The 12,426-nt window shown below is 71.0% G+C and carries 10 protein-coding genes; 7 read left to right on the top strand and 3 right to left on the bottom strand.

Annotated features, from left to right (window positions below):
* Positions 1 to 59: 59 nt before the first annotated feature.
* Positions 60 to 3,842 carry a multifunctional oxoglutarate decarboxylase/oxoglutarate dehydrogenase thiamine pyrophosphate-binding subunit/dihydrolipoyllysine-residue succinyltransferase subunit gene (locus tag DEI85_RS06805; RefSeq protein ID WP_181436347.1) on the top strand — a complete coding sequence of 1,261 codons (3,783 nt, stop codon included), beginning with the start codon at positions 60 to 62 and terminating at the stop codon, positions 3,840 to 3,842.
* Between the two features lie 79 nt (positions 3,843 to 3,921).
* Here DEI85_RS06805 and DEI85_RS06800 read toward each other — a convergent pair whose 3' ends face one another.
* A complete protein-coding gene (locus DEI85_RS06800; RefSeq protein WP_110859058.1) occupies positions 3,922 to 4,362 on the bottom strand; it encodes a GNAT family N-acetyltransferase in 441 nt (146 codons plus the stop codon).
* Between the two features lie 115 nt (positions 4,363 to 4,477).
* Between DEI85_RS06800 and DEI85_RS06795 the strand changes: the two genes are divergently transcribed.
* Both DEI85_RS06795 and DEI85_RS06790 read left to right on the top strand, forming a co-directional pair.
* Complete coding sequence (locus DEI85_RS06795; RefSeq protein ID WP_111090464.1) at positions 4,478 to 5,059, top strand: hypothetical protein; 582 nt, start codon at positions 4,478 to 4,480, stop codon at positions 5,057 to 5,059.
* Between the two features lie 56 nt (positions 5,060 to 5,115).
* Positions 5,116 to 6,564, top strand: coding sequence for a LamG-like jellyroll fold domain-containing protein (locus tag DEI85_RS06790; protein ID WP_110859060.1), 1,449 nt, complete (start codon positions 5,116 to 5,118; stop codon positions 6,562 to 6,564).
* Positions 6,565 to 6,570: 6 nt separating this feature from the next.
* Here DEI85_RS06790 and DEI85_RS06785 read toward each other — a convergent pair whose 3' ends face one another.
* Together DEI85_RS06785 and DEI85_RS06780 are read right to left on the bottom strand one after the other, a co-directional pair.
* The gene (locus DEI85_RS06785) at positions 6,571 to 6,813 is read right to left on the bottom strand and encodes a zf-HC2 domain-containing protein (protein ID WP_027465838.1); all 243 of its coding nucleotides are present in this window, start codon (positions 6,811 to 6,813) and stop codon (positions 6,571 to 6,573) included.
* Positions 6,810 to 7,607: a sigma-70 family RNA polymerase sigma factor gene (locus tag DEI85_RS06780; protein ID WP_216852363.1), complete on the bottom strand. Its 798-nt coding sequence runs from the start codon at positions 7,605 to 7,607 to the stop codon at positions 6,810 to 6,812. The genes DEI85_RS06785 and DEI85_RS06780 overlap by 4 nt, the downstream gene beginning before the upstream one ends.
* 135 nt (positions 7,608 to 7,742) lie before the next feature.
* On the opposite strand from DEI85_RS06780, the gene aroA reads away from it, so the two are divergent.
* From aroA to hisN, 4 genes are all read left to right on the top strand, one after another.
* On the top strand, positions 7,743 to 9,128 hold the full coding sequence (aroA, locus tag DEI85_RS06775) for a 3-phosphoshikimate 1-carboxyvinyltransferase (RefSeq protein ID WP_111123449.1): 1,386 nt from the start codon (positions 7,743 to 7,745) through the stop codon (positions 9,126 to 9,128).
* Positions 9,129 to 9,131: 3 nt separating this feature from the next.
* Positions 9,132 to 10,178, top strand: a complete 1,047-nt coding sequence (gene rsgA, locus DEI85_RS06770; protein WP_110859063.1) for a ribosome small subunit-dependent GTPase A — start codon at positions 9,132 to 9,134, stop codon at positions 10,176 to 10,178.
* 267 nt (positions 10,179 to 10,445) lie between these two features.
* Positions 10,446 to 11,618, top strand: coding sequence for an ABC-2 transporter permease (locus DEI85_RS06765; RefSeq protein WP_146248990.1), 1,173 nt, complete (start codon positions 10,446 to 10,448; stop codon positions 11,616 to 11,618).
* 19 nt (positions 11,619 to 11,637) lie between these two features.
* Complete coding sequence (hisN, locus tag DEI85_RS06760; RefSeq protein WP_111123451.1) at positions 11,638 to 12,426, top strand: histidinol-phosphatase; 789 nt, start codon at positions 11,638 to 11,640, stop codon at positions 12,424 to 12,426.

Raw genomic sequence — 12,426 nt, 5'->3', positions numbered from 1 at the left:
GCAGGGTTGCTCCGCACGACACACACGAGCATCTATCGACGGAGAGTGGGCGATCGGCTGTGTCGAGCCATCTGACCGGAACGGACGAGACCGCGGGCGAATTCGGGGCGAACGAGTGGCTCGTCGACGAGCTCTACGAGCAGTTCGTCGCGGACAAGGAGTCGGTCGACAAGTCCTGGTGGCCGGTCCTCGAGAGCTACCACCGCACGCAGGTCGGTGACGCTCCGGCTCCGGCGGGGTCCCCCGCACAGCAGGCAGCGGCTGGGCAGCAGGCAGCGACTGCACAGCAGGCGCCGACGCAGCAGCAGTCCTCGACGCAGCAGCCGGCCACCGGGGACACCCCCGGCGAGGCGAAGTCGGGTCCGATCCAGGCGAAGACCACCTCGCGCCAGCCGGCACCGCAGCCGATCCCGGCGGAGGCGAACGACGCCGCCGACGACCACGAGGAGACCCACGAGGACGTGGCGACCCCGCTCCGGGGCATGGCGAAGACGCTGGCGTCGAACATGGACGCCTCGCTGACGGTCCCGACCGCGACCAGCGTCCGGACCATCCCGGCGAAGCTGATGATCGACAACCGGATCGTCATCAACAACCACCTGCGACGCGCCCGCGGCGGCAAGATCTCCTTCACGCACCTGATCGGGTGGGCGATGGTGCAGGCGCTCAAGGACTTCCCGAGCCAGAACGTCTTCTACGAGGAGCGCGACGGCAAGCCGTTCGTCGTCGCCCCGGCGCACGTGAACCTCGGCATCGCGATCGACGTCCCGAAGAAGGACGGCACCCGCTCGCTCCTGGTGCCGAGCATCAAGCGCGCGGAGACCCTGACGTTCGGCCAGTTCCTCTCCGCCTACGAAGACCTCGTCAGGCGTGCCCGCGACAACAAACTCACCCCGGCGGACTTCCAGGGCACGACGATCTCGCTCACCAACCCGGGTGGCATCGGCACCGTGCACTCGGTCCCCCGCCTGACGAAGGGGCAGGGCTCGATCATCGGTGCCGGCGCCCTGGAGTACCCGGCGCAGTTCCAGGGCTCGGCGTCGAAGACCCTGGTCGAGCTCGGCATCGGCAAGACCATCACGCTGACGAGCACCTACGACCACCGCGTCATCCAGGGCGCCGGTTCGGGCGAGTACCTCAAGCACGTGCACGAGCGCCTGATCGGCGAGCACGGCTTCTACGACGGCATCTTCGCCGCGCTCCGGATCCCCTACAAGCCGATCCAGTGGGCGAACGACATCAACGTCGACCTGGCGCACCGGGTGAACAAGACCGCCCGCGTGCAGGAGCTCATCAACAGCTTCCGAGTCCGTGGGCACCTGATGGCCGACATCGACCCGCTCGAGTACCGCCAGCGCACGCACCCGGACCTCGAGATCGAGAGCCACGGGCTGACCTTCTGGGACCTCGACCGCGAGTTCGTCACCGGCGGGCTCGCCGGCACCACCTCGGCACCGCTGCGCGACGTCCTCGGGATCCTGCGCGACGCCTACTGCCGCACGGTCGGCATCGAGTACATGCACATCCAGGACCCGGAACAGCGTCGCTGGGTGCAGGAGCGCATCGAGGTGCCGTACTCGAAGCCCTCGAAGGAAGAACAGCTCCGCGTCCTCGGCAAGCTCAACGAGGCCGAGGCGTTCGAGACCTTCCTGCAGACCAAGTACGTCGGCCAGAAGCGCTTCTCGCTCGAGGGCGGCGAGTCCACCATCGCCTTCCTCGACACCTTGATCCAACACGCCGCCGGAGCCGGGCTGGCCGAGGTCGCGATCGGCATGGCCCACCGTGGCCGCCTGAACGTGCTGACGAACATCGCCGGCAAGACCTACGGGCAGATCTTCCGTGAGTTCGAGGGGTCTTCGCTGCCGGGCACGGTGTCCGGTCAGGGCTCCGGCGACGTGAAGTACCACGTCGGCACCGAGGGCGTGTTCCGCACGTCCGACGGCTCGAGCATCCCGGTGACGATCGCCGCGAACCCGTCGCACCTCGAAGCCGTCGACGGCGTGCTCGAGGGCATCGTCCGCGCCAAGCAGGACCGCGAGGCCCCCGGTAGCTTCGGTGTGCTCCCCGTGCTCGTGCACGGCGACGCGGCGATGGCCGGCCAGGGTGTGGTCGTCGAGACGCTGCAGATGTCGCAGCTCCGCGGCTACCGCACCGGCGGCACGGTCCACCTCGTCATCAACAACCAGGTCGGGTTCACCACCCCGCCCGAGTCGGCGCGCAGCTCGGTGTACTCCACCGACGTCGCGAAGACGATCCAGGCGCCGATCTTCCACGTGAACGGTGACGACCCCGAGGCCGTCGCCCGGGTCGCCGAACTCGCCTTCGCGTACCGCGAGGAGTTCCACCGCGACGTCGTGATCGACCTGATCTGCTACCGCCGTCGTGGGCACAACGAGGGCGACGACCCCTCGATGACGCAGCCGCTGATGTACAACCTCATCGAGGCGAAGCGCTCCGTCCGCACGCTGTACACCGAGGCCCTCGTCGGCCGTGGCGACATCACGCAAGAGGAGTACGACGAGGCGCACCGCGACTTCCAGGACCGCCTGGAACGCGCCTTCGCCGAGACGCACGAGGCGCAGACCGGCACCATCCCGGTCATCGAGGTCGACGACGACGGCGCGGTGCAGGGTCTCGAACGCCCGGCCGCGCAGCGCGACGACTCCGAGGTCGAGGTGCACGAGACCGCCGTGTCCGAGGAGCTCGTCCGAGCGATCGGCGACGCGCACAGCAACCCGCCCGCCGGGTTCTCCATCCACCCGAAGCTGCAGCAGCTGTTGACCAAGCGCACCGAGATGACGCGCAACGGCGGCATCGACTGGGCGATGGCCGAGCTCATGGCGATCGGGTCGATCCTGGTCGAGGGCAAGCCCGTCCGCCTCGCCGGACAGGACGCCCGACGTGGCACGTTCGTCCAACGTCAGTCGGTGTTCCACGACCGGGTGAACGGCCAGGAATGGCTGCCGCTGTCGAACCTCACCGAGGACCAGGCCCGGTTCTACGTGTACGACTCGCTGCTGAGCGAGTACGCGGCGATGGCGTTCGAGTACGGCTACTCGGTGGAGCGCCCCGAGTCGCTCGTGCTCTGGGAGGCGCAGTTCGGCGACTTCGCGAACGGCGCCCAGATCGTCATCGACGAGTTCATCTCGTCCGCCGAGCAGAAGTGGGGGCAGCGCTCCGGCCTCGTCCTGCTGCTGCCGCACGGGTACGAGGGCCAGGGGCCAGACCACTCGTCGGCGCGCATCGAGCGCTACCTGCAGCTGTGCGCCGAGGACAACATGATCGTCGCGCGCCCGTCGACCCCGGCGTCGTACTTCCACCTGCTCCGCCGTCAGGCCTGGGCCCGTCCGCAGAAGCCGCTCATCGTGTTCTCGCCGAAGGCGATGCTCCGGCTCCGCCAGGCGACGAGCGCGGTCGAGGACTTCACGACCGGTACCTTCGAGCCCGTGCTGGACGACGCACGGATCACCGACAAGGGTGCCGTGCGCCGCGTCGTGCTGCACTCCGGCAAGGTGCACCACGACCTGCGCGCCGAGGTCGACAAGCGCGGCATCACCGACGTCGCACTGGTCCGCCTCGAGCAGCTCGCCCCGCTCCCCCTCGACCGCATCCTCGAGGTTCTGGCGGGCTACCCGGACGCCGACGTCGTGTGGGCGCAGGAGGAACCGGAGAACCAGGGCGCCTGGCCGTTCGTCTGCATGAACCTGTCGCCGCACCTGGGCGGCCGGCAGCTGTCTGTGGCGGCCCGCTCGGCGAGTGCCGCACCGGCCACGGGTTCCTCGAAGCGCTCCGCGCAAGAGGCCACCGAGGTCATCAACACCGCGTTGAGCGCATCGGCCTAGCCACGAGGAAGCGCCCCGTGCAGGAGTCCGAGGGACTCCGGCACGGGGCGCTTCGACGTTCGCGCGGAAGGCGGCGGCGCTACGCGATCTTCGTGTACCGCACCCCGGCGTCGTGGTACCCGCGCTTCTGGTAGAAGCGGTGCGCGCTGTCGGTGGCGGCCGCACTGACGGCGCTGAGGCGACGCGCTCCCTGCTCGACCGCCCATGCCTCGAACGTGCCGATGAGCGCCGAACCGGTGCCGAGCCTCCTGGCCGTGTCGTCGACGACCAGCAGCAGCAGCTGCGCCGTCGGCTCGTCGCTCGCGTACGCCCAGGTGACCTGGGCACCGGCGACGGCGACCACGCGACCGTCGTCACCCCGCACCACCCAGGTCCGGTGGCCGGCTTCGGGTGTGAGTCGAGCGAGGCGCGCACGCATCGACGCATCGTCGACGTCGTGACCGAGCAGACGGACGAGGGCGGCGACGTCGGCGACGTCCGTGTCGGACCAGGTGGAGGTCGACTCGACGGAGAGGGTCATGTCGGCCAACCTACCCGTGCGTTCGGTCGTGTTGCGACGGGGTTCCGTTGCAACTGATATTCATATACCCTGTTTGCATATCACCCGCCGGGTGATCCCGACCGACAGGACAGCCATGCACATCACCTCCCGCCACGGCCGCACCGCAGCCTGGATCGCGTTCCCGCTCGCCGTCGTCGCCAGCGGCGCACTCATCGCCACGGCCTCGTACGCCGCCTTCTCGAGCAGCACCGACAACGCCGCGAACAGCTGGCGCACCGGTGCCGTCTCGCTCACCGACGACGACCAGGGCCTCGCGATGTTCGACGTCGACGACCTGGTGCCCGGGTCCGCCGGCTCCAACTGCATCACCGTCACGGCGAACACCACCAACGCCTCGACCGTGAAGCTCTACGCCGCAGACGCGGCCGACGCCGACTCCCTCGCTGAGCACGTCGGGCTGACCGTCGAGCGCGGCAGCCTCGGCACCGCGGGCGACTGCAGCACCTTCACCACGGGGACGACCGTGCACGACGGCACGCTCGCCGGTCTGATGGAACTCGAGTCGTTCGGCACCGGGGTCGATGCGTGGCAGCCCACCACGGGGACGACGAGCACGACCTACCGCTTCAGCTACGACCTGGGCGAGGGCGCGCCGAACACGGTTCAGTCGTCCGAGGCCGGCACCACGTTCGTGTGGGAAGCGCAGACCGACTGATCCCCGTCCCCATCCCGATCCCTCCCGCCCGACCCGACCGAACCGAGGAGCAGCCGATGTCCACCGCCACCCACCGACACGTCCGGTGCACCGGCGACGTACCACGGCTGCTCCTCGCGGTCGCGTCGCGCACGGTCCTGTGGTCCGTGCTGCTGCTCGCCGTCTGGGCCGCACTGCCGGCATCCCTCGGCTGGCACGTCACGACGGTGGTCTCGGATTCGATGGCCCCGGGCATCCGGACCGGTGACGTCGTCGCCGCCATGCCCGCCGGTCCCGATGCCGTCGATCCCGGTCGCGTGCTGCTCGTCGACGACCCCGATCACGCCGAGCGGCTCCGGCTCCACCGGCTGGAGCGCATCGAGCAGGACGGCCGCCTGCGGCTCCGGGGTGACGCGAACCCGACCGCGGACCGGACGGCGGTCATGCCCGAGGCCGTCCTCGGCGTCGGCGTGCTGCGCTTCCCCGGCATCGGGCTCCCGACCGTGTGGTCACGGCAGCAGTCCTGGGTGCCGATCGGCATCGCCGTCGTGGCGGCGCTCGCGCTCGTGCGGGCGGCACGGGCCGATCGCGACATCACCGCTGGCCGACCCTGTCGACGGTGTGGGACGCCGCGTTGGGACCTCGGCACGGCTGCCCTGACGCCCGGCACCGGAGCACCCGTGTCCGGAGCAGGGGGTACCGGCGCTCCGGACGTCGCGGCGAGCCTTTCGCTGTCCGTCGTCGCCGCGGTCACCGTCCTGACCATCGCACTCGCCGCCGGCTCTGCAGGGGCGGGGTTCAGCGGCACCACGGCGACCGCCACGACCCTCGGCACCGGTACGTTCCCGTGCTTCCACGAACCCGCTCCCGCCGGCAGCCAGCTGGCGTGGGACTTCGCCGAGAAACAGGGCGACATCGTGCAGGACAGCAGCGGACACGGCGCGGACGGACGCTTCGTCGGCGACGCGTCACGTGTCGACGGAAGCTGCGCGGCGAACCCGTGGAGCACCTACCCGGGCGCGGGCACCGACGACTACGCCGTCACCGACCGGCCCACCACCGGACCGCAGGTCTTCTCACTCGAGGTGTGGTTCCGGTCCGCCGATCCCGCGGGCGGCCGGGTGTTCGGCTTCACGTCCGACACCGCCCCCGCATCGACCTACCGCGACCGGCACCTGTACATCGACTCCGGCGGCGGCCTGCGCTTCGGCGTGCAGGGCGCCGGCAACCTCTTCAACTTCACGGTCGGCGGCGGTGACGTCGCGGACGGCGAGTGGCACCACGCCGTGGCGACGTTCGAGTCACGATCGATGACCCTCTACGTCGACGGCCAGCGCAAGGAGCGACGAACCGATGCCGTCGCCGCTCGGCAGTACGACGGACACTGGCGCACCGGCCGCGGAACCCTGGTCGGCTGGCCCGACTCGGGGAACTTCGGGTTCACGGGCGACATCGACTCGGCAACCGTCTACGACCGTGTCCTCGACGCCGAGACCGTCGCAGCCCGGTTCACCGCCGGCCGCTGACACCGGTCAGTGCGTCGCCTGCTCCACCCGGATGCGCGCAAGGATCTCGCTGCGCAGCTGGTCGGGAGCGGTCTCCTTGCAGGCGCGACGCACGGTCTCCATGAGCACGACGCCGACGCGGTGCTCGGTCTGGCAGTCCTCGCACCCGTCCATGTGCTCGCGGATGTCCGCGGCGTCCTCGTGCCGGAGCTCGTCGTGCAGGAACTCCTCGAGCTCGGCCTTCGCCTTCGAGCAGTCGCAGCCGCTCATCGTGCGTCCTTCCGTCCGGTGCGACCCGTGGCCGCGGTTGCCTTCGTCGTCTGTGCCGCGCCTCGGCCCCGTCCACGCATCGTCGCCGTCGACGCTGCGTCCGGGACGATGCCGGTCTCACGGGCGTGGTCCGCCAGGAGCCCACGGAGGAGCCGGCGGCCACGGTGGAGGCGGCTCATGACCGTCCCCACGGGGGTCTTCATGATGTCGGCGATCTCCTGGTACGAGAAGCCTTCGACATCGGCGAAGTACACGGCCATCCGGAAGTCCTCCGGGATGGCCTGCAGTGCGTCCTTCACGGCGGAGGACGGCAGGTGGTCGATCGCGTCGGCCTCGGCGGACCGGGCGGAGATCGACTGAGTGACGCTCTCCGCGCCGCCGAGCTGCCAGTCCTCGAGCTCGTCGATGGTGCCCTGGTACGGGTTCCGCTGGTTCTTGCGGTACGTGTTGATGAACGTGTTCGTGAGGATCCGGTACAGCCAGGCCTTCAGGTTCGTGCCCTGCTTGAACTGGCGGAACGCGGCGAAGGCCTTGACGAACGTCTCCTGCACCAGGTCCGACGCGTCGGCCGGGTTGCGGGTCATCCGCATGGCCGCACCGTAGAGCTGGTCCATGAAGGGCAGCGCCTGGTCCTCGAACAGGGACCGCAGCTCCCCCTCGGAGACGGTCTTCGCGTCCACCGGCTCGTCTGCGGCGTCGTCGAGGGCTTCGTGCTCCTCTTCGACGGCGTCGAGCTGCACCTCGGTCTCGTCGACCAGGTGGTGCGGAGCTGCCTGCGGTTCGTCGGTCGTCATCGCCGCCAAGTCTAGGCCGAGCGTGCCGAGCGTCGTCGGCACCGCGGTCAGCACGGTTGCCGTGCCGGTCCGCTCTCGTGCGAGTGTTGCTGTCGCCACTGATCCTCCCGGTGCGTTCAGTACCCTGGTGAACCGATGGCAGACACGACGCATTCCCACAGCGGGCTCCGGCCCGCCGACCCCTGGATCGCCCCGGTCGCAGGGGGTCCGCTGCGCGGTGACGTCGCGCTGCCCGGGTCGAAGTCGCTGACGAACCGGGAGCTCGTGCTCGCGGCCCTCGCGGACGGCCCCTCGACGATCCGGCTCCCGCTGCACTCCCGTGACTCGGCGCTGATGATCGCGGGCCTCCGTGCGCTCGGCGTCGGCATCGAGGAGCTCGAGCCGGCGACCGGCACCGCCCCGAACCCCTACGGTCCGGACCTCCGGATCACGCCCGCCCCGATGCACGGCGACGTCCGCTTGGACTGCGGGCTGGCCGGCACCGTGATGCGCTTCCTGCCACCGCTCGCCGCCCTGGCCGTCGGGCCCGTCACGGTCGACGGCGACCCCTACGCCCGCAAGCGACCGATGCACGCCATCGTGCAGGGACTCGTGGACCTCGGTGTCGACGTCACGGACGACGGCGGGGGTTCCATGCCGTTTTCGTTCACCGGCACCGGCTCGGTCCGCGGTGGGGCCCTGACGATCGACGCGTCGGCGTCCTCGCAGTTCGTCTCCGGGCTGCTGCTGTCGGCGCCCCGCTTCGACGAGGGCCTGCACCTCACCCACGTGGGCGAACGCCTGCCGAGCATGCCGCACATCGAGATGACCGTCGCGGCGCTCCGTGCCCGCGGCGTCCGGGTCGACGAGCCGTCGGTCGGCGAGTGGGTCGTGCACCCCGGCCCGATCGGCGCGCGTGACGTCACGATCGAGCCCGATCTGTCGAACGCGGCGCCGTTCGCCGTCGCCGCGCTCGTCGCCGGCGGCACGGTGCGCATCCGCACCTGGCCCACCGAGACGACGCAGGTCGGTGCCGACCTCGAGACGCTCCTGCCCCTGTGGGGGGCGAGCGTGGTCCGTGACGGTGACGACCTGGTCGTCGACGGCGGCGTCGGGATCCGGGGTGGGGCCTCCTTGCCGGGTCTCGAACTCGACCTGAGCCGCGGCGGCGAACTCGCCCCGGCGCTCGTCGCGCTGGCCGCGCTGGCGGACGGCCCGAGCGAGATCACCGGGATCGGCCACCTGCGGGGGCACGAAACGGACCGCCTGGCCGCGCTGGCGGCGGACCTCAACCGGTCTGGAGGCGCGGTGCACGAACTCGACGACGGCCTGCGGATCGAGCCGGCGCCGCTCCACGGCAGCGCCTGGGGCGCGTACGACGACCACCGGATGGCGACCGCGGGGGCGATCGTGGGCCTCGTCGTCGACGGCGTCGCCGTCGACGACATCGGGTCGACCGCGAAGACGCTGCCGCAGTTCCCGGAGCTGTGGGCGGCGCTCGTGGCGTCCTCGGTGGCCGCGGCACCGGTGAGTGGGGACTGACGCATGAGCTGGTGGGACGACACCGACGGTGACGACTCCGACGCGGACGAGCCGTACGGGCAGTACGACGAGTCGAGCGTGCGGGTGCGGCCGAACCCGAAGGGCAACCGACCGCGCACGAAGACCAGGCCGACGTACGACGACGCCCCGGTCGGCTGGGTGACGAACGTCGACCGCGGGCGGTTCGGCGTGCTGATCGACGACCACGTCATCACCGCGACGAAGGCCCGCGAGCTCGGCAAGAAGTCCGTCGTCACGGGCGACCACGTGTCGCTCGTCGGGGACGTCTCCGGTGACCCGGGCTCGCTGGCACGCATCGTGAAGGTCGCCGAGCGCACCACACTGCTGCGGCGGAGTGCCGACGACTCCGACGAGGTCGAGCGCGTCATCGTGGCGAACGCCGACCAGATGCTCATCGTGGTGGCCGCCGCCGACCCCGAGCCGCGCACCCGCCTGATCGACCGGTACCTGGTGGCCGCGTTCGACGCCGGCCTCGACCCGATCCTCTGCATCACGAAGACCGACCTCGCCGACCCCGCTGCGTTCCTGGCGCACTTCGCGTGCCTCTCCTTACGGATCGTGACGAGCCGCTCGGACGACGTCCCGTTCGAGGCGCTGCACGAGCTGCTCGACGACAAGGTGACCGTGACCGTCGGGCACTCCGGTGTGGGCAAGTCGACCCTGGTGAACGCCCTGACCGGGTCGACGCGCGCGATCGGCGTCGTGAACTCGGTGACCGGTCGGGGGCGGCACACGTCGTCGTCGTCGATCGCGCTGCGGGTCCGTGACGGCGGGTGGATCATCGACACGCCGGGCGTGCGGTCGTTCGGCCTCGGGCACGTCGACCCCGCGAACGTCTTCCGGGCGTTCGCGTCGCACGCCGTGCCGGTGCTGCCCGCGCGGGACGGCATCCCGCTGGCGCAGGCGCACGACTGGGAGATCGTCGACCGGGTGCAGGACGGGGAGCTGGGGCCGACCGGTGTCGAGCGGCTCGACTCGTTCCGGGCGCTGCTGACCGGGATGGGTGCGTCCGACCCCGGTTCCGAGTAGCGCGCGGCGCGGTGGCGCCGGCCGGTCGACTGCTGGTCGGCAGCCGGTCGGCGGCCGGTCGGCGGCCGGTCGCAACAGCCCGCGGTGCGTGCGGCGAGTGGTCACGAACTGTCGGCTGGAGGTGCGGCAACCGACAGTTCGTGACCACTCGAGCGCCGGCGCGCGGTGAGTCGTGACCACTCTGGTTCCCGCGCAACCTCGCACCGGACGGCGCCTCGGCACCGGCCGCCGTCGACAAGCACGCATCGGGGTTGTACAGTTGCGGTCGTGTCTGAAGTTGCAAAGTACAACTTTGCGCCGACCCCCGCTGTCGACGCCCCGTCCCCGAGCACGACGACGACGTCGCACGCGCACCACTCCCCCACCCACAAGTCCCCACGGGCCACGAAGCCGCAGCGCTCCGACAGCGTCCTGCGCCCCGCCGGCCTCGGTCGCGTGCTGCTGACCTTCGCCTCGCACATCCTCGTGCCGCTGTTCCTGGCCGCCGGCATGGGCCTGGCGTACCTCGGCGCCTTCCACGCCCCGGCACCGCAGGAACTGCCCGTCGGCATCGTCGGCCAGGGCGCGGCCACCCAGGTGTTCGCCCAGACCGTGACCGACCAGTCCGACGGGGCCCTCGTGGCCCACGTCGTCGCCTCGACGAAGGCGGCCGAGCAGCAGGTGCGCGACCGCGACCTCGCCGCGGTGTACGCGCCGACGGCGACGGGTGCCACGCTCTACGTCTCGACCGCCGCGTCGGAGACGACCGCGAGCGCCGCGCAGAAGGTGTTCCTGCCGATCGCCTACGACCAGCACGTGCCGTTCCGGGTCGTCGACGTCGTGCCCACGGGCGACCAGGACACCACCGGCCAGGGGCTGTTCTTCCTGCTCGTCGCCCTGAGCGTCGGCGGGTACGCGTCCGCGATCGCCGTGGCCTCGGTCGCGACGAAGCTCCGTGCCGTGTGGACCGCGGTCATCGGGCTCGCCACCGCGGGGGTCGTCGCCGGCATCGGCGTGATCGTCGCCGGACCGATCTACGGCGTCATCACCACCCACCACTGGCAGGTGTTCCTGTTCGCCTGGCTCTACGACGCGACCATCGTCGCGCTCGGCGTCGGGCTGCACCCCGTGCTCGGACGGTGGACCACCCCGATCCTCACGATGCTGTTCGTGATGCTGAACTTCACGTCGTCCGGCGGGATCTTCCAGCCGGCCTTCCAGCCCGGGTTCTTCGCCGCCCTGCACACCTTCTGGAGCGGTGCCGCGTGGCTGCAGGCCGCACAGGACCTGCAGTACTTCCCGGACGCCTCGCTCGGCCGGTCGTCGCTCGTGCTCGCCCTCTGGCTGGCCGCCGCGCTCCTGCTCTGCGTCGTCGTGCACGGGCTCGTCGCCCGCCGGACCCGCATCGCCCGCGAGCGCGAGGTCACCCGGCTCGAGGAAGAAGAGGTCGTCGCCGCGTAGCGACGGTAGGTTGGGCGACGTGGACCTCAGCGCCGACCTGGACTTCGCCCGCTCCCTCGCCGACACCGCCGACGCGATCAGCCTCGAGCGCTTCCGTGCCGCCGACCTGCACGTGACGAAGAAGGCCGACAGCACCCACGTCACCGACGCCGACCAGGCCGTCGAACGGGCCCTGCGCGAGCGACTCGCCGCCGAGCGACCGGACGACGCGTTCCTCGGCGAGGAGACGACGGCGGACACCGGGGCCGAGGCCGTCAGCGAAGGGCACCGCCAGTGGGTGGTCGACCCGATCGACGGCACCGCCAACTACCTGCGTGGTGTGCCGGTGTGGGCGACCCTCATCGCACTCGCGGTCGACGGCCGCCCGGTGCTCGGCGTCGTCAGCGCTCCCGCCCTCGGCAAGCGCTGGTGGGCGGCCGAGGGCTCCGGCGCGTTCTCGCTGGACGGGCCGCTCCGGGTCTCCGGGGTGTCCGAGCTCGCCGACGCGAGCCTCAGCTACAACAGCATCCAGCAGTGGGACGACGACGACCGCCTCGAGCCGCTCGTCGACCTGTCGCGCCGGGTCTGGCGAACCCGGGCCTACGGCGACATGTGGTCGTACATGATGGTGGCCGAGGGCGTCCTCGACGTCGCCGGCGAACCGGACCTGAAGCCGTGGGACATCGCGGCCCTCGTCCCCATCGTGGAAGAGGCCGGTGGCCGCTTCACCTCGCTCGACGGTGACCCCGGGCCGTGGCACGGCAGCGCCCTCGCCTCGAACGGCCTGGTCCACGACGCCGTCGTCGAGGTCATCCGCCGCGACGCCTGA

The organism is Curtobacterium sp. MCBD17_026 (genome assembly GCF_003234895.2).
In the GTDB taxonomy this organism is placed as follows: Bacteria; Actinomycetota; Actinomycetes; order Actinomycetales; family Microbacteriaceae; genus Curtobacterium; species Curtobacterium flaccumfaciens.
The sequence above is the reverse complement of the archived record's forward strand: the minus strand, read 5'-3'. Positions and strand labels throughout refer to the sequence as shown.

Excerpts from the sequence above, each read along its gene's own strand:
- DEI85_RS06800 (WP_110859058.1), bottom strand. The coding sequence starts at position 4,362 with ATGACCCTCTCCGTCGAGTCGACCTCCACCTGGTCCGACACGGACGTC.
- DEI85_RS06795 (WP_111090464.1), top strand. The coding sequence starts at position 4,478 with ATGCACATCACCTCCCGCCACGGCCGCACCGCAGCCTGGATCGCGTTC.
- DEI85_RS06790 (WP_110859060.1), top strand. The coding sequence starts at position 5,116 with ATGTCCACCGCCACCCACCGACACGTCCGGTGCACCGGCGACGTACCA.
- DEI85_RS06785 (WP_027465838.1), bottom strand. The coding sequence starts at position 6,813 with ATGAGCGGCTGCGACTGCTCGAAGGCGAAGGCCGAGCTCGAGGAGTTC.
- DEI85_RS06780 (WP_216852363.1), bottom strand. The coding sequence starts at position 7,607 with ATGACGACCGACGAACCGCAGGCAGCTCCGCACCACCTGGTCGACGAG.
- aroA (WP_111123449.1), top strand. The coding sequence starts at position 7,743 with ATGGCAGACACGACGCATTCCCACAGCGGGCTCCGGCCCGCCGACCCC.
- rsgA (WP_110859063.1), top strand. The coding sequence starts at position 9,132 with ATGAGCTGGTGGGACGACACCGACGGTGACGACTCCGACGCGGACGAG.